We start from the raw sequence: 15,520 nt of genomic DNA on the forward strand, positions 1-15,520 counted from the left end.
TCCATCTCGGATGGAAGGGGCCTTTCGTCTCGGATGCGGTCAGAGCCAGCGCGGGGGCGTCAGGTCTCCGCCTTCGACGCCGACGGCTCCGCGTCCGGCAGCCCACCGCACAACTGCGGGAAGCGGACCGCGCACCACGTGGGTGGGTTCCGCGTCCGGCGTCACGGCGACCGTGCTGCCGCCGTCGACCTCGATCGCGATACCTGCGCCCAGGTCCTTCTTCCGCCACATGCCGACGATGTCGTCGAGCAGGGACTCGAGGACCACCTTCGGGAAGTCACCGAATCGTCCGCCGTTGTCGAGATCCACCGCGTGGATCCAGACTTCGCGCGTGCGCATCCATACGGTTTCCTCGGCAGGAACCAAGCGGCCCTGCGCGGTGCGGACCTGCGCCTGCCACGCGGACTCCGGCAGGTGACGCCACTTCTCGTCGAGCCGGGCCACGGTGTGAGCGAACAGGTTACGAAGCGCGGCGGGACTCAGCGTGGCGCCCTCGGCGATCTCCTGCGCGCGCTGCTCGGTGGAGGCGTACATCGGGGTCTCCACACCGGTGGCAGCCCAATCCATCAACCGGCACAGTGCGGCCGCGTTGTACCCGATATGCGCCGTCAGGTGCTGGCGGGTCCACCCGTCGAGGAGGGTGGGTCCGGCGAGTTCGTCGTCGGTCAGTTCCGCGAGCCGCTGCGACAGGTACGCCGTGCCGCGCCGTGCGATGAGCAGGCGTTCGGAGAGTTCGAGATCGTTGAATCCCACGGTCTTCCTTCTCCTACTTGATGATCGTCTTGTTCTTGACGGACCCGAGGCCCTCGATGGTGACCTCGCAGACGTTGCCGTCCTGGATGTAGCGTGCCGGCTTGCGGGCATGGCCAACACCACCGGTGGTGCCGGTGATGATGACGTCGCCCGGCTGCAGCGTGACGATGTGCGAGATGTAGTCCACGAGCTTGGCCGGGGTGAACACCAGATCGTTGGTGTTCGACGACTGCATGACCTCACCCTCGAGGCGGGTTTCGATTTTGGTGCCGAGCTTGTAGTCGGTGTCGAGGACGGGGCCGAAGCCGCTGGTCTTCTCGAAGGTCTTGCCCTGGTCCCACTGCAGCGTGCGGTACTGGTAGTCGCGCATCGTGTAGTCGTTGATGACCGAGTAGCCCGCGATGTACTCGTCGGCGTCGGTCTCCGACACCTGGTACGCCTGCTTGCCGATGATGACGGCGAGTTCGGCTTCCCAGTCGAGCTGCGAACCGGCGTACGCCGGGACGATCACGTCGTCGTACGGGCCGGTGAGGGCTTCCTTGAACTTGGAGAACAGCGTCGGGAACTCGGGGAGTTCACGACCCATCTCCTGGATGTGGGTGGCGTAGTTGAGTCCGACGCACACGATCTTGCCGGGGCTGGGAACGACGGGTGCGTAGTCGGCGCCGGCGAGGTCGACAGTCTTTCCCGATGCCTGCTCGGCAACGGTCTTCCAGTCGGGGTTGTTGAGCAGTTCGGACAGATCGGCGTAACCGTCGATCACGGTGGCGGTGGAGTCGTCGTCGACACGCACCGCAGCGGTTGCGCCGTCGAGTCGGAGGGTTGCAAGTCGCATGGTGGGTCAGGCTCCTTCGGAGATGATGGTGCGGTTGAAGTGCAGACGCTCCACGATGGGTGCGTCCGAGAACGCGAACAGGTCGACGCCCTCATCGGTTTCGAGCGACCACTCGACCCAGGACGGGACGACGATCATGTCGCCCTTGGCAACGTCGTGCGGGGTTCCGCCGAGATCGAACCGACCCTGGCCTTCGAACACCTGGAAGACGAGCGAGCCCACGTCGCGACGGGGGCGGGTGTGCGCGCCGGCGCGAAGACGGTGGAACTCGGCGCGGATCGTCGGCATGACGTCGCCGCCGGTGGTCGGGTTGGTGTAGCGGATCGCGGCATGGCCGGGCTCCGGCGTCGCGGCGTAACCCTCGTCCTCGAGCGCAAGCTGCTCGGTGAGGGCGCGATCGGTGTGCTCCCAGCGGTAGCAGGCGATGGGCGAGCTGGTCTTGCGGTCGAGCCCGACGAGCGGACGCAGACCGGGATGGACCCACAGACGCTCGGAGCGAGAGATGTCCGGCGTTCCCTCGTCGGTCACGCCGTCCGAACCGAACTCGAAGAATCCGGTGTCGGTGTAGTGAACGAACGGAATGTCGAGGCCGTCGATCCACGCCATCGGCTGATCGGTCTCGTTGTGGTGGCCGTGGAAGTTCCAGCCGGGCGTGAGCAGGAAGTCACCGCGACGCATCGCGACGGGGTCACCGTTGACGACGGTCCACACGCCTTCGCCCTCGACGACGAATCGGAAGGCGTTCTGCGAGTGGCGGTGTTCCGGTGCGGTTTCCTTCGGGCCGAGGTACTGGATCGCCGCCCACAGGGTGGGCGTGATGTACGGGACCCCACCGAGGCCGGGATTCGCCAGGGCGATCGCGCGGCGTTCACCACCGCGCCCGACGGGCACGAGGTCTCCCGCACGCTGCGCGAGCGGGTACAGCGTGGACCACTTCCAGACGAACGGGACCGCCTTGGAGGTCGGCACCATCGGCATGAGGTCCCCGAGCTGCGTCCACAACGGATCGAGATGCTCGGCCTCGAAATCGTCGTAGAGCTTCTGCAGTTCCGGGTCGTGCTCGGTCATGATTTCTCCTCGCGAAACGACACACACGTTGGGCGTTGATCACAACCTATGCCGCACCGTCCGCCAGAGCACACAATATTCTTCCCTGTGGAATCTTGACGTAGATCTCACCCCTCGATGTGTGCGACCTCCACCTCGAGGCCCCGGATCGCCGCCCGCATCTGCTGCACCAGCTGCCCGTGCAGGTGCTGCCGGTACCGGGTCGCGGGTACCGCTGCGGTGAGCGCGGCGATCGCGTGCCCACGGCCGTTCCGCACCGCGACCCCGAATGCCGCGACACCCTGTTCGGTCTGCTCGACGTTGACGGCGAACCCCACGCGCCGGGCCGCTTCGAGTTCGCTGACGAAGATCTCGAACTCACCGGGAGCGAGCCGCCGGTCCGTCTCGGATGCGGTCGGCCCCTGGCTGATGGTCGGCGGGCCTGCCGGACGGAGGTACAGCTGTTCGAGCGTGCGACGGGGCAGTTCGGCGAGCAGGATGCGCCCGCCCGCGGTGAGCTCTGCAGGGAGCACCTGACCTTGCCTGTCCCCCACACGCAGCATCGTTGCCGCTTCTGCCGTGTACAGGAAACGTGCCTGCGACCCGATACGGAGAACCAGGTTGATGGTCTCGCCCGTCATCATCGCGAGCGCCTCCATGTGCGGACGCGCGATATCGGCAAGCTCTCTCGTCCATCCCTGCTTCGCCGGGCCGGCGCCCATCGCGGGACCGGGGTGGTAGCGACGCTTCTCGTCCTGCACGGCGAAGCCCCGGTAGACGAGCATCGCCAGGAGCCGATGCGCGGTCGACGGCGCGGTGCCGAGCGCCTCCGCCGCGTCCTTCACTCGCAGTGCTCCCACGTCGCGAAGCAACTGCAACAGGTGCAACGCGTTGTCCACCGACTCGAGCGAGTACGACGGTTTCGTGATGCGTTTGCCGGGTTTCGGCGCATTCTGCATAGAAGAACTTTATTGCACGGAGCGCGTGAGCACATCAACGTTGGATTTATGCACACCTCCCCAGGGGCCACCGTCGCCTCCGGTGCCCGCCGTCTGCCCATGGCTCCCGGCAGCATCGCAGCAGTCGTCGTCTGCTGGCTGTTCGTCGTATTCGACGGATACGACCTCATCGTCTACGGCAACGTGATCCCCAGCCTCCAGGACGAATGGGGAATCAGTTCCTCGACAGCCGGCACACTCGGCAGCCTCGCGTTCCTGGGCATGATGATCGGCGCCGTTCTCGCGGGGCGGTTGTCCGACGCGATCGGACGCAAACAGGCGGTGATCGGCTGCGTTGTCGTGCTCTCCGTCTTCACGGCGTTGTGCGCAGTTGCCCCCGGCCCGGCCATGTTCGGTGTCCTGCGCCTCATCGCCGGAATCGGCCTCGGCGGACTGGTACCGACGTCCAACGCCCTGGCCGCCGAACTCGTGCCCGACAAGTGGCGTGCCGCAGTCGCGACGATGATGATGTCCGGCGTCCCGATCGGTGGTTCGATCGCCGCTCTCGTCGGCATCCCGGTGATCCCCAACTGGGGCTGGCGACCGATGTTCCTGTTCGCGCTCGTCCCCCTCTTCGTCCTCGTTCCGCTGGCGATCAAACTGCTGCCCAAGCACGCTCCCGACGCTCATCCCGGCAACGCGGCAGGCGGGTTCAAGGAACTGCTCGGCGATCGGTTCCGCGCCATCAGCATCATGTTCGCGGCGGTCACCGTGGTGACCCTGCTCGCGTGGTACGGCCTGGGCACCTGGCTTCCCAAGCTCATGCAGGGTGAGGGCACCGACCTGGGCAACGCCCTGACCTTCTCCCTGGCCCTCAACCTCGGCGCCGTGGTGGGTTCGTTCCTCACCGCCTGGGGTGGCGTGCGGTGGGGTTCGGTGCCCACCAGCATCGTCGCGGCACTGCTGGCCGGTGTCGCGCTGCTGACCCTGCTGCTCGACCCGCCGGTCGCTGCCGTGTATCTGATCTTCGTGATCGCCGGTGTCGGTACCCACGGCACCCAGGCGCTGATCATCGCCGCCGTCGCGTCGTACTACCCCGACCACCTGCGCGGTACGGCACTCGGCTGGGCGCTCGGTGTCGGCCGCATCGGTGCGGTCGCCGCCCCGCAGATCGGTGGCTGGCTGCTCGCCGCCGGACTCGGCGCCCACTCGAACTTCGTCCTCTTCGGCGTCAGTGCCCTGATCTCGGCGCTGCTGCTCACGGTGATCTGGCAGAAGTTCCCCGTCCGCCACGATGCGCCGCGCGGCCCGATCCTCACTCACTGATCCCACAGTTCCCCCTCACCCGAAGGAGTGTCATGTCCGATCTGAAGGACGCGCGAGTACTGATTGCCGGCGGCGGCATCGGTGGCGTCGCCAACGCCCTCGCTCTCGCCTTGAAGGGTGCGAACGTCACGCTCTTCGAGCGCGCCGCCGAGTTCGGTGAGGTGGGTGCAGGACTCCAGATCGGCCCGCACGGCTCGCGCATCCTGCAGTCGCTCGGCGTCTACGACGAGGTCATCGCGAAAGGCGTGCTGCCCAAGAATCTCGTCTTCCGTGACGCCGTGACCTCCGAGATCCTCACCAAGGTCAATCTCGGGCGTGATTACCAGGAGCACTACGGCGGCGTGTACTTCGTGGTCCACCGATCCGACCTGCACTCGGTGCTCGTCGCTGCAGCGCGTCGCGCGGGCGCCGACCTGCGTACCGATTCGACGGTGACCGACGTCGTCACCGAGGGCGATCAGGTCCGCGTCATCCTCGAGAACGGTGACGAGCACGTCGGTGACATCGCCCTCGGGATGGACGGATTGCACTCGCGCCTGCGTCCCAAGATCTCCGACGACAAGCCTGTCGGCTCCGGCTACGTGGCATTCCGCGGCACCTTCCCGATGAACGAGGTGCCGCTCGAAGAGGACATCGAGGACGTCGTGGGCTACATCGGCCCGCGCTGCCACTTCATCCAGTACCCGTTGCGCCAGGGCGAGATGCTCAACCAGGTCGCCGTCTTCCAGTCGCCGGCGTTCCTGCGCGGCGAGGAGAAGTGGGGAAGCCCCGAGGAACTCGCGCACGCCTACGACCACTGTCACGAGAGCGTCCGTTCGGCCCTGCAGTACCTGTGGACCGACCGCTGGTGGCCGATGTTCGACCGCAACCCGATCGATAACTGGGTCGACGGCCGCATGCTCCTTCTCGGCGATGCCGCACATCCGCCGCTGCAGTACCTGGCGTCGGGCGCCGTGATGGCCCTCGAGGATGCCAAGTGCCTCGCCGACTACGCGTCCGAGGACTACAAGGGCGACAACGCGAACTGGCCGAAGATCCTGCACGACGTCAACGCCGAGCGGGCGCCGCGCTGCAACCGCATCCTCACCACCGGCCGGATGTGGGGCGACCTGTGGCACCTCGACGGCGCCGGACGCGAAGCTCGCAACGAACTGTTCCGCATCCGCGACACCTCGAGCTACAAGTACACGGACTGGCTGTGGGGTTACTCCTCGGACCGTAACCGCTGAGCCGGGACACGTCCGCGCGACGATCACGCCTGTGGCCCGCAGATCCGGAAGACACCGGGATCTGCGGGCCACAGGCCTGTCACGCGCCCTACACCGTTGTTTCGCTCAACTCCGCGAGTCGGCGTTCGGCGCGCACCACCGCGTCGCGGGCCTCGGCAAGATCCGCCCGGATCGCCTCGAGGTGCCGTCGGATGCCGAGCGTCATGTCCCCCGGTTCCGGGATCGTGACGACGAAGGAGCCCCTTCCCTGCCGCGTCTCGATGAACCCCTCCTTCCGCAGCACTTCCTGCGCGTCCTTCACGACGGACGGCGACACCGCGTAGTGGGCCGCGAGCTCGTGGATCCCCGGGAGCTGGTCGCCGACCGCCCATTCGTTCCACGTCATCCGGTGCTGGAGATCGGTTGCGACGGCTTCGTACTTGTAGGCCATACCGTCGACCGTAACACTTTTACGTAACACCGGCACAGTGTTATCGCCGGTGCGACTCTTAAGGTGGCGCGTATGGGAACACTGCGCGCGGCGGTGGTCGGCGGCGGAATCATCGGCACCGCGGCCGCACGTCATCTGAGCCGGTCCGGCGTGCACGTCACACTGTTCGAGAAGGAACCCGCACTCGCCGCCCACCAGACCGGCCACAACAGCGGTGTCGTGCACGCCGGCCTGTACTACACACCCGGCAGCCTCAAAGCACGGTTGTGCCGGCGCGGCGTGGACCTCCTCGCCGACTTCGTGGCCGAGAAGAACCTTCCCTACGACGAGTGCGGCAAGTTGGTCGTCGCGCTCGACGCTTCCGAACTCGGCCGGCTCGACGCGATCGAAGCGCGCGCGACGGCCAACGGGGTTCCCGGGCTCAGGCGAGTCGACTCCGACACGATCCGGTCGATCGAACCGCACGCCGTCGGCGTCGCGGCGCTCCACTCACCCCGCACCGCGATCATCGACTACACCGCCGTCACGCACGCGCTGGCGCAGGATGTCGTTGCTGCGGGGGGCGTGGTGTGCACGGGCACAGCAGTCACCGGCCTCCACCCACACGGCGCCGAGGTGGTCGTCGACACCACGGGCGGTTCGTCGGCGTTCGATCTCGTGGTGACCTGCGCGGGGCTCCAGTCGGACAGACTGGCGCGTGCCGCGGGCGACGACGCGAACCCGCGGATCGTGCCGTTCCTCGGCGACTACCACCTTCTGAAACCTGGACCCGCACGGAAGGTCCGGGGTCTGATCTACCCGGTACCCGATCCGCGATATCCATTCCTCGGAGTACATCTGACCAAGCGGATAGACGGACAGATAATGGTGGGGCCCAACGCATTCCTCTCCCCGGCGCGCGAGCTCTACTCGCGGCGCGGCTGGTCCTGGCGGGACCTGCGCGACATCGCCGGCTTCCCCGGGTTCTGGCGTTTCGCCGCGCAGAACCTCCCGGCGGCCTCCCGCGAAGTGCGGACCGCGGTGAGCACCCGGCGGTTCGCCTCCGAAGCCGCGAAGTATGTGCCCGGACTGACCGTCGACGATCTCGTTCCCGGACCGCGCGGTGTTCGGGCGCAGGCGATGAACGCCGACGGCAGCCTCGAAGACGATTTCGTCATCACCGGACAGGGACGCCTCGTACACCTGCGCAACGCCCCGTCACCCGGCGCCACGTCGTCCCTCGCCATTGCCGAATACCTCGTCGCGACGGCCCTCGAACGTGTGCGCTGAGGACTCCCACGCGTAGAGACGCCCGAATGCGGGCATGCTCACCCGGAAGGACTCCCCACAACGCTAGGAGCATCGACATGGCACGTATCGCGGTTTTCGGCGGACACGGCAAGGTGGCGCTCCACCTCGAACGACTCCTCTCCGACGCCGGTCACGAGGTCAGCGCGGTCATCCGCAATCCCGACCACGCCGACGACGTGCGCTCCGCCGGTGGCACACCGGTGGTCGCCGACGTCGAACAACTCGATGCGCTGGCGTTCAACGAGTTGCTGCAGGGCCACGACGCGGTGGTGTGGTCCGCCGGCGCAGGCGGGGGCAGCGCGCTCCGCACCTACGCCGTGGATCGCGATGCCGCGATCGCGTCGATGACGGCCGCGCAGCAGGCGGGCGTCCGGCGGTACGTGATGGTCTCGTACTACGGATCGCGTCCGGATCACGGTGTGCCGGAAGACAACAGTTTCCACGCCTATGCCGAGGCGAAGGCCGCGGCCGACACGCATCTGCGGGCGAGCGAGTTGGACTGGACGATCCTCGGCCCGAGCCGTCTCACGCTGGATCCGCCCACGGGCCGCATCGAGATCGCGGGCCACGGCGCGACCGGACCGGGCGAGGTGTCGCGTGCGGATGTGGCGGCCGTCATCGCTGCGGTACTCGAGCGACCCGAAACAGCCGGGCTCACCATCGAATTCAACAACGGCGACACCCCGATCGGCGAGGCGCTGGACGCCCTCCGGTAATCCGGCCTACGTCGGAAGTCGTACTGCGGTTACGTCGTAGGACGGACGACGGTGACGCGCCGGAAAACTAGCGTCGTCACCATGACACACAACACCTTCTCGCCCCGTACCGCGGTGGTCGTGGCCTACAGCTGGGTCACGCTCATCGCGTTCGGGGCAATCCTCACCGAAACAGTCATCCTCTACCCCAACATTTTTCACGATCCACCCGCGTCGCTGGACCTGACCGTCGAGTTCATGTCGGAAGCCGGTCCGGCGGACTTCTTCCCGCCTCTGGGTGCGCTGACGGTAGCTCTCGCGGTGGCGTCCGTGTTCCTGCTCCGGCGCGACAAGAAGCCCCGACCGTGGGCGGTGGCGAGTCTGATCTCGCTGGTCTTCGGGGAATTCGCGTTCTCGGCCTTCTACTTCTGGCCACGGAACACGATCATGTTCGACGAAGGAACCGCGGTCCACTCCGTCGAGGTACTCCGCCAGACCGCGGTCGAGTTCGAGACAGGCCACTGGGTTCGTCTGACCATGAGCGGCGTGACCGCCGTCCTCGCCTTCGTCGCGTTGTTCAAGGTACTGACGGCCCGCACGTCCACGCCGGTGCCGGTCGAGGCACGGGTCGCCGGGTGACACGCCTGGTAGTCCTGCTCGCAGGCGTACGGCGAGGGTGACGACCCCCTCGCCGTGCGCCTATGTCGGATCTATGACGGCAGAACGCGCTGCACGATCGCGTCGCTGCTGCCATCCGCATTCGGTTCCGGGCCCCGCCGGCCGCCGGTAATCTCGCCGACGTAGCGCCGATCGCCACATGTGCGGGCGTGATCGCCGGGTACTCCGTCAGTGCCTGCCCGGACCGGTGATCCACATGCACGACCGGAGGAAAGGCAACGACCATCTCCGCGCAGACCAGCACAGCAGCCGGAAATACGGTCCGGCGGGACCGCACGACCGATGCGCTCCTCGCCGGTGGATTGTTCGCGATCATCAGCGTCGCGATCTCCGCCGATCTCGGGGGCGACGAGCAGGGGCCACCTGCGCCCGCCTTCCTGTTCGGCGCGTTGTTTGCAGCACCCGTCTTCTTCCGCCGGCAGCGACCGATCACCGTTCTGCTCGTCACGGCCGCTGTCCTGGTGGCGTACTACGCCTTGTCTTTCCCACCCATCGGGTTGGCCCTTCCGCTCGCGGTGGCGTTGTATTCGGCTGCGGAGTCCGGGCACCTGCGATGGGCAGTCGCCGTCGCGGGCGCGCTGGTGATCCTCTCGACAGCGGTCAGGATGGTCCAGGGCGATGACCTCGCCTACCTGCTCGGCTTCGAATCGGCGGGGTCGGTGGGACTGATGGCGGCGGTGATCGCGCTGGGCGACAGCGTGCGGTCCAGACGCGCACTCCGACGAGAGATGGTCCGCAGGGAACACGCGGCCCGCCTCGAGCGCGAACGCGAGGCCGCCGGTCGCGTCGAGCGCGAACGGTTGCAGATCGCGCGCGACCTTCACGACCTGCTCGCACACACCGTGTCCGTGATCTCTCTGCACACCGACGTGGCCGCCGAGTCCCTCGACGACGATCCCGCCCTCGCGCGCCGATCGTTGGCGGCCGTCCGCGACTCGTGTTCGCGGGCAGTGTCCGAACTGCATGCCACAGTCGAGGCACTCCGCTCCCCCGCCGGCACCACAGCACGCGGGGACCACTCTCCGACGCCCGGACTCGCCGAGATCCCTCGACTTGTCGACACCGTCTCCGACGCAGGCGTGGCGGTACACATCGAATCCAGCGGCGCTCCGGCAACGCTCCCCGCCGTCGTGGACGCGACGGCGTACCGGGTGGTCCAGGAGGCCCTCAGTAACGTCCTCCGCCATTCCGATGCGACGAGAGTCGTTGTCGCACTGGACCACCGCGACGATGTACTGCGCGTCTGCGTGAGTGACAACGGCCGCGGGTCGCGGGGCGGCCGCACCACCGGCTGGGGCCTGACCGGCATGCGCGAACGCGTCGCATTGCTGGGCGGGACAGTCGACACCGGCACTCCGGACGGCGGAGGATTCGTCGTGGATGCCCGCATTCCCGCGGGAGGTCCGTCATGATCCGGGTGGTGCTCGTCGACGACCAAGCTCTCGTGCGTGAGGGGCTGCGCGCACTGCTCGAGCGCACGGACGACATCGTGGTGGCGGGCGAGGCGCACGACGGGGACGCAGGCGTGCGCGTGGTCACCGAGACGCGTCCCGATGTGGTGCTGATGGATATTCGGATGCCCGGGACCGACGGGATCGCCGCGACCCGCCGGATCGTCGACGACCCGGCGCTCTCCCAGGTGCACGTGGTGGTACTCACGACATTCGACACCGACGACAACGTGCTCGACGCGATCCGTGCGGGTGCCGTCGGCTTCCTCGTGAAGGACACCGCTCCCGGCGATCTCCGCAACGCGATTCGCACCGTGGCAGGCGGGGACGCCATGCTCTCGCCCACTGTCACCCGCCGCGTGATGCAGGCCGCCGCACGCGGGGCGGGTGCGCGCGACACCGGACAGCTCGACGGACTCACGAACCGGGAACGCGAGATCCTTGCCGAGGTAGGCCTGGGTCTGTCGAACGAAGGGATCGGCTCGAAGCTGTTCATCAGTCCGGCAACGGTTCGCACGCATGTGACCCGCATTCTCACCAAACTCGGAGCGCGGGACCGTGCCGGTCTCGTCGCGATCGCCTTCCGTACCGGCCTCGTCACGCCGGAGGATCGGTAGACGCCGCCGTTACCCGAACCCGAACAGCGGCGGGATCGCGACGACCGCGACCGCGGCCCACGCTCCGTAGACGGGCAGATAGCGCGTCTGCCAGCGTTCCACAGCGTCGAAGCCGCAACGGCGGCGCAGGAAGCGGACGCCGAACCACCCGGCCCCGAGAAGGTTGACCAGCAGGACCAGGTTCAGCCCGAGCGCCGTCACCTTGTTGGCGGTGAATCCGAACTCGGCGATCCGCGTGAGCATCGCGGCGAGCATGAGTGCGTCGACGGCCAGTGCTGCGGCGACCAGAACGACCTGAAGGGTGTCGAACACGTCCGGAGGCGCGTGCGGGTCGCGGGCGGAGATGGAATACAACAACAACCCGAGGACCAGCACCAGGATCAGATCCATGAGGATGAGCAGTTCGCGATCGACACCCAGGATGCTGCGCGATGTCACGGACGCGACGAACAGCGCGAGCAGCATCGCGACGGTGAGCGGCGTGAACACCCGGGTAAGGACGGGAGCGATGTTCTCGATCACCTCCTGTTTGGCCTCGACGAGCCACGCCGCCGCGATCATCGCCCCGGCGGGCGCGAAGGGCACGACCCACTGTTCGAGGAACCACTCGACGTCGATGCCCAGCGCGCCGAAGGCCCCGAGGGTGAGTCCGAAGAGCACCGCGCCGCCGAGCGCGAGCAAGGTCAGGTAGACGACCCACTCCCCGGTGAACCTCACGAAGTCCATCCGCCGCCGTTGGGACCGCCACTCGCCTCCCACGTACGCGACTCCCACGACGAGCCACAACAGAATGGGGGCGTGGATCGCCGCGATGATCTCGGTGGAGCCGCCGGCGACGAACGGGAAAAGGTTCAGCGCCGGCGCCGTGAGCAGGAACGGAATCGCCAGTGCCGCAGTGGCACGCATCGGCATATCGCGCTTCCAGGCGAAATACGCGACGAGGAACGGCAACACGAACAGCGCCGCATTGCGTACGAGTGCCTGTTCCGGCAGCCACTCCAATGCGGCTTTTACGACCACCCCCGCGCAGGCCGCAAGAGCGATCACCACGCCCAGTTCGCGCGGTTGCCGGACGGATGCGGACTCGGTGCCGGCCGGAACGAGCACGAGTTGCTTCCACAGGCGGTCCGAGTGCTCGCGCGCGAACTCCCGCGAGATCTCGTCCACGCTGCCCATGCGTCCCACCGCGACAAGGAATGCTTCGCTCGACGTCAGCCCAGCGGCCGTAAGATCCTCGACCTGGTCCCGCAGGTGGTCTTCCATCTCGTCGACGTCGAGCGGCGAGATCACCCGATGACCGGAGACGTATCCGCGCCAGCGAGCGATCTGGGATTCGAGTTGCGCGTCGGTGTCCATCACGTCAACCCCTCTGCCGCCGGGGGAAGGGCCGACTGCCACACCTGCTCGAGGGCCGCGGCGACGACCGACCACTGTGCGGCGCGTTCGACGAGCATCTCGGTGCCGGCATCGGTGAGTGTGTAGTGCTTGCGCCGACGGCCGTTCTCGGCGATATGCCAGCTCGCAACCACGCAGCCCGCGCGCTCGAGGCGATGTAGCAGGGGGTAGAGCATTCCGTCGGTCCATTGGATGCGACCGCCGGACAGCTCGTTGACCCGCTTGAGGATTGCGTATCCGTAGGACTCGCCCTCGGCGAGTATCCCGAGGACCAGCGGCGTCGCCGAGGCTGCGACCAGATCCTTGTCGATGAACACGAACCCTCCATACCTAGAACCTCTAGGGATAACGCGAACCTAGCAGCTCGAGGTATCCGCGGGCTAGAGGGCGGTTACGGCCGGTCGGGATCCGCGGCAGATGCCTTGTCCCCGTCGTCGCGGCTCAACGTTTCGGTCACCCGGGCACGACCGCGCTCGAGGACGTCGCCGAGCGCTCCGCCGACCGCTTTGAGGGGACTGTCGATGGAGTCGAGCGCCTCGGCGACATCCGGATCTTCGTCTGCGAGCCAGCCGGCCTCATCAGCGCGGAAGGCCGCGCGGTAGTCCTCGAGATCGCGCCGCAGTGTCGACAATGCGCGCGTGGTGCGGCTCGAGGACAGCCGGCGGACCACCTCGAGGGGCGATCCCTCCGCGAACCGCGCAAGTGCCCTGCGCGCCCGTCGCAACAGGTCGGCGTCCCCCTCGAAGTGCCGGGCGAGCGCCGACCGGGCAGCCGCGACGCCCTCCTGATCGGATCCGTCCCGGGCGATGCGCACGCGATGCCACAGAAACAGACAGTCCTCGACCAGCACGAGTAGCTGGAGTGTCTCGCCCAGCCGTTCCTCGACGGCGATCGTGTGCAGGTATTCCAGGTGCTCCTGCACCGGCGTGTCCGCGTCGGCTCCGTCGAGCAGGGCCGACGCGTGAGCCTGCAAGCGCGCGACGGTCTCGTCGAGCCGCGACCCAAGTTCGGCCAGCGGCGTCCAGTCGGCGTCGGGCAGCGTGCCACGGTGGTCGACTATCGCGGCAGCCCTGGTCAGAGCGTTGTGACGCGCGACGACATCGCCCAGCGCCGGCGCCCCCACCGACGCGAGCACCCGCTCCACGGTGTCCGGAGCCGCGTCCTCGCCCTCGAGTCGGACTATGGCGGCCTCCACCGACGCCACGGCCCCGCGCAGCGCGTCCACGACGGAGTCGGTGGCGGTCGGTCCGGTCGGTTCGGTGCTCGCGTCGGTCATGGCTCCATCGTGCTACGGACGAGAACCGATCGCATCAGCTGCCCCGATCGTGGGCGGCAGCCTGCGGCGGCGCAGAGTCACCACTACCCGATTCCCCTCGACCCCACGATGTCTGTGTCCGGGCGGCCGGCTCGCCAGGTCCGGTGTGCCCGTGGCGGACAGCGATACCTGCGATCCTGGAGGGGTGGCGGACCCGAGTCGGATAGAGCGCATCGGTCCCGGCGACCTGACCGAACTCGTCTCGGATGTCGGGCCGGTGCCCCTCCACGTCGGTGCCGCGATCTTCCTCGCCGGTGACGTCGAGCCGGACCCGGTGGCGTTGCAGGCCGTGCTCACCGACCGACTGACCGGGATTCGGCGACTGCGGCAGCGCCTGTCAGAACCTGCGCTCGGGCTCGGCCGACCCTACTGGCTGGACGACGAGCACTTCGACGTCGATGCTCACCTGTCGCAGGTGCGGTGCCCGACTCCCGGCGGTCGGGATGCCGCCATGGCCCTCGCGGTGGACGCACTCACCCGGCCGCTGCCGCGGTCCCGGCCCCTGTGGCGCGCGATTCTCGTCACCGACATCGCGGATCCGCACGGGCACACAGCAGTGGTGATGGTGATGCATCACGTGCTGGCCGACGGGATCGGAGGACTGGCCGTGCTGGCGCATCTCGTCGACGGAGCAGACGTCTCGGACGAGCTGGGCCGCTCGATTCCGACGCCCTGCCGGCACCGGGCCTCTCCGAGGCCGCGGACGAGAGAACTGCTCGCCGACAACGTGATCGAACGGCTTCGCTGCCTGCGCCGAGTTCCGCAGTCCGTCGCGGATCTTCCTGCAGCGTGGGCGGAACTCGGGCGGGGCACCGGTGGACGTGCCCCCCGATGTTCGTTCAATGCGCCCACCGGTGTTCGACGTGCGGTCGGGACGGTCGAGGTGGATCTGGACGCGACCCGGTCGGAGGGGCGGCGATGGGGCGCGACTGTCAACGATGTGCTGCTGGTCGCCACCTCCGGTGCGCTTGCCGACGTCCTGCGCACGCGTGGCGAGTTCCCGTCCGAGTTGGTGATCTCGGTTCCGGTCTCTGCTCGCGGTGCGAACCCGGACGGGGAGTTGGGCAATCAGGTGGGAGTCATGCCTGTCCGGGTACCACTGGCCGGAACTCCGGCGCAGCGGTTGGTTTCCGTTTCCCGCAGCACCCGCTCGCAGAAGTCGAGTGTGCGCGGGCTGTCGGCGGCCCTGATCGGTCCGCTGTTCGACGTCCTGGCAGCCATCCGGATCTTCCGCTGGTTCGTGGATCGGCAGCATCTGGTCAATTCGTTTCTGTCCAACCTGCCGGGCCCGTCGTCACCGCTGAGGGTTGCCGGAGCCGGGGTCACCACGATTGTGCCGCTGATCGTCAATACGGGAAACGTGGGCGTCGCCTTCGTGGCACTGTCGTACGCCGGCACCCTGACCGTGACGATCATCGTCGATCCCGACCTCGTTCCCGAGGTTCGCGAGCTCACAGAAGCCCTGAACGATCAGTTCCAGGCGATCATTGCAGCCGACGGCTCGTCGGCGCAGTAGCCGCG

16 protein-coding genes are annotated in these 15,520 nt (G+C 67.6%); 8 read left to right on the forward strand and 8 right to left on the reverse strand.

Translation table 11 applies throughout. The annotated features are described in order from the left end of the window. Nucleotides 1-39: 39 nt before the first annotated feature. From ACFWU2_RS06970 to ACFWU2_RS06985, 4 genes are all read right to left on the reverse strand, one after another. Entirely contained in the window at nucleotides 40-753 is a 714-nt protein-coding gene (locus ACFWU2_RS06970; RefSeq protein ID WP_378603012.1) for a maleylpyruvate isomerase family mycothiol-dependent enzyme, read from the reverse strand. Between the two features lie 13 nt (nucleotides 754-766). Beyond that, entirely contained in the window at nucleotides 767-1,588 is an 822-nt protein-coding gene (locus ACFWU2_RS06975) for a fumarylacetoacetate hydrolase family protein (protein ID WP_378603015.1), read from the reverse strand. Nucleotides 1,589-1,594: 6 nt separating this feature from the next. Next, entirely contained in the window at nucleotides 1,595-2,656 is a 1,062-nt protein-coding gene (locus tag ACFWU2_RS06980) for a cupin domain-containing protein (RefSeq protein ID WP_378603018.1), read from the reverse strand. Nucleotides 2,657-2,763: 107 nt separating this feature from the next. Then, a complete protein-coding gene (locus ACFWU2_RS06985; RefSeq protein WP_378603021.1) occupies nucleotides 2,764-3,594 on the reverse strand; it encodes an IclR family transcriptional regulator in 831 nt (276 codons plus the stop codon). A gap of 99 nt (nucleotides 3,595-3,693) precedes the next feature. Between ACFWU2_RS06985 and ACFWU2_RS06990 the strand changes: the two genes are divergently transcribed. Both ACFWU2_RS06990 and ACFWU2_RS06995 read left to right on the forward strand, forming a co-directional pair. Further along, entirely contained in the window at nucleotides 3,694-4,899 is a 1,206-nt protein-coding gene (locus ACFWU2_RS06990) for an MFS transporter (protein WP_378603756.1), read from the forward strand. Between the two features lie 32 nt (nucleotides 4,900-4,931). Next, nucleotides 4,932-6,128 (forward strand): FAD-dependent monooxygenase, encoded by a 1,197-nt coding sequence (locus ACFWU2_RS06995; RefSeq protein WP_378603024.1) that lies wholly within the window; start codon nucleotides 4,932-4,934, stop codon nucleotides 6,126-6,128. Between the two features lie 88 nt (nucleotides 6,129-6,216). On the opposite strand, the gene ACFWU2_RS07000 is transcribed toward ACFWU2_RS06995, so the two are convergent. Then, entirely contained in the window at nucleotides 6,217-6,558 is a 342-nt protein-coding gene (locus ACFWU2_RS07000) for a winged helix-turn-helix domain-containing protein (RefSeq protein ID WP_378603027.1), read from the reverse strand. A 72-nt stretch (nucleotides 6,559-6,630) separates the two neighbouring features. Between ACFWU2_RS07000 and lhgO the strand changes: the two genes are divergently transcribed. The 5 genes from lhgO (at nucleotide 6,631) to ACFWU2_RS07025 (ending at nucleotide 11,289) form a co-directional block, all read left to right on the forward strand. Further along, nucleotides 6,631-7,827 (forward strand): L-2-hydroxyglutarate oxidase, encoded by a 1,197-nt coding sequence (gene lhgO, locus ACFWU2_RS07005; protein ID WP_378603030.1) that lies wholly within the window; start codon nucleotides 6,631-6,633, stop codon nucleotides 7,825-7,827. 77 nt (nucleotides 7,828-7,904) lie between these two features. Then, nucleotides 7,905-8,564 carry an SDR family oxidoreductase gene (locus ACFWU2_RS07010; RefSeq protein WP_378603033.1) on the forward strand — a complete coding sequence of 220 codons (660 nt, stop codon included), beginning with the start codon at nucleotides 7,905-7,907 and terminating at the stop codon, nucleotides 8,562-8,564. A gap of 81 nt (nucleotides 8,565-8,645) precedes the next feature. Beyond that, a complete protein-coding gene (locus ACFWU2_RS07015; RefSeq protein ID WP_378603036.1) occupies nucleotides 8,646-9,182 on the forward strand; it encodes a DUF1772 domain-containing protein in 537 nt (178 codons plus the stop codon). Nucleotides 9,183-9,523: 341 nt separating this feature from the next. Further along, nucleotides 9,524-10,633, forward strand: coding sequence for a sensor histidine kinase (locus ACFWU2_RS07020; RefSeq protein ID WP_378603039.1), 1,110 nt, complete (start codon nucleotides 9,524-9,526; stop codon nucleotides 10,631-10,633). Continuing rightward, a complete protein-coding gene (locus ACFWU2_RS07025; RefSeq protein ID WP_378603042.1) occupies nucleotides 10,630-11,289 on the forward strand; it encodes a response regulator in 660 nt (219 codons plus the stop codon). Before ACFWU2_RS07020 ends, ACFWU2_RS07025 begins: the two co-directional genes overlap by 4 nt. A gap of 9 nt (nucleotides 11,290-11,298) precedes the next feature. On the opposite strand, the gene ACFWU2_RS07030 is transcribed toward ACFWU2_RS07025, so the two are convergent. The 3 genes from ACFWU2_RS07030 to ACFWU2_RS07040 all read right to left on the reverse strand — a co-directional run bounded on the left by ACFWU2_RS07030 (nucleotide 11,299) and on the right by ACFWU2_RS07040 (nucleotide 13,960). Then, nucleotides 11,299-12,645, reverse strand: coding sequence for a permease prefix domain 1-containing protein (locus ACFWU2_RS07030; RefSeq protein ID WP_378603759.1), 1,347 nt, complete (start codon nucleotides 12,643-12,645; stop codon nucleotides 11,299-11,301). Next, nucleotides 12,645-13,001, reverse strand: a complete 357-nt coding sequence (locus ACFWU2_RS07035) for a PadR family transcriptional regulator (RefSeq protein WP_378603045.1) — start codon at nucleotides 12,999-13,001, stop codon at nucleotides 12,645-12,647. Before ACFWU2_RS07035 ends, ACFWU2_RS07030 begins: the two co-directional genes overlap by 1 nt. A gap of 74 nt (nucleotides 13,002-13,075) precedes the next feature. Beyond that, a complete protein-coding gene (locus tag ACFWU2_RS07040; protein WP_378603048.1) occupies nucleotides 13,076-13,960 on the reverse strand; it encodes a hypothetical protein in 885 nt (294 codons plus the stop codon). Between the two features lie 184 nt (nucleotides 13,961-14,144). Between ACFWU2_RS07040 and ACFWU2_RS07045 the strand changes: the two genes are divergently transcribed. Further along, nucleotides 14,145-15,515, forward strand: coding sequence for a wax ester/triacylglycerol synthase domain-containing protein (locus ACFWU2_RS07045; protein WP_378603051.1), 1,371 nt, complete (start codon nucleotides 14,145-14,147; stop codon nucleotides 15,513-15,515). Nucleotides 15,516-15,520: the final 5 nt, after the last annotated feature.

The sequence above is a fragment of the Rhodococcus sp. NPDC058639 genome (assembly GCF_042717545.1).
Lineage (GTDB): Bacteria > Actinomycetota > Actinomycetes > Mycobacteriales > Mycobacteriaceae > Rhodococcus.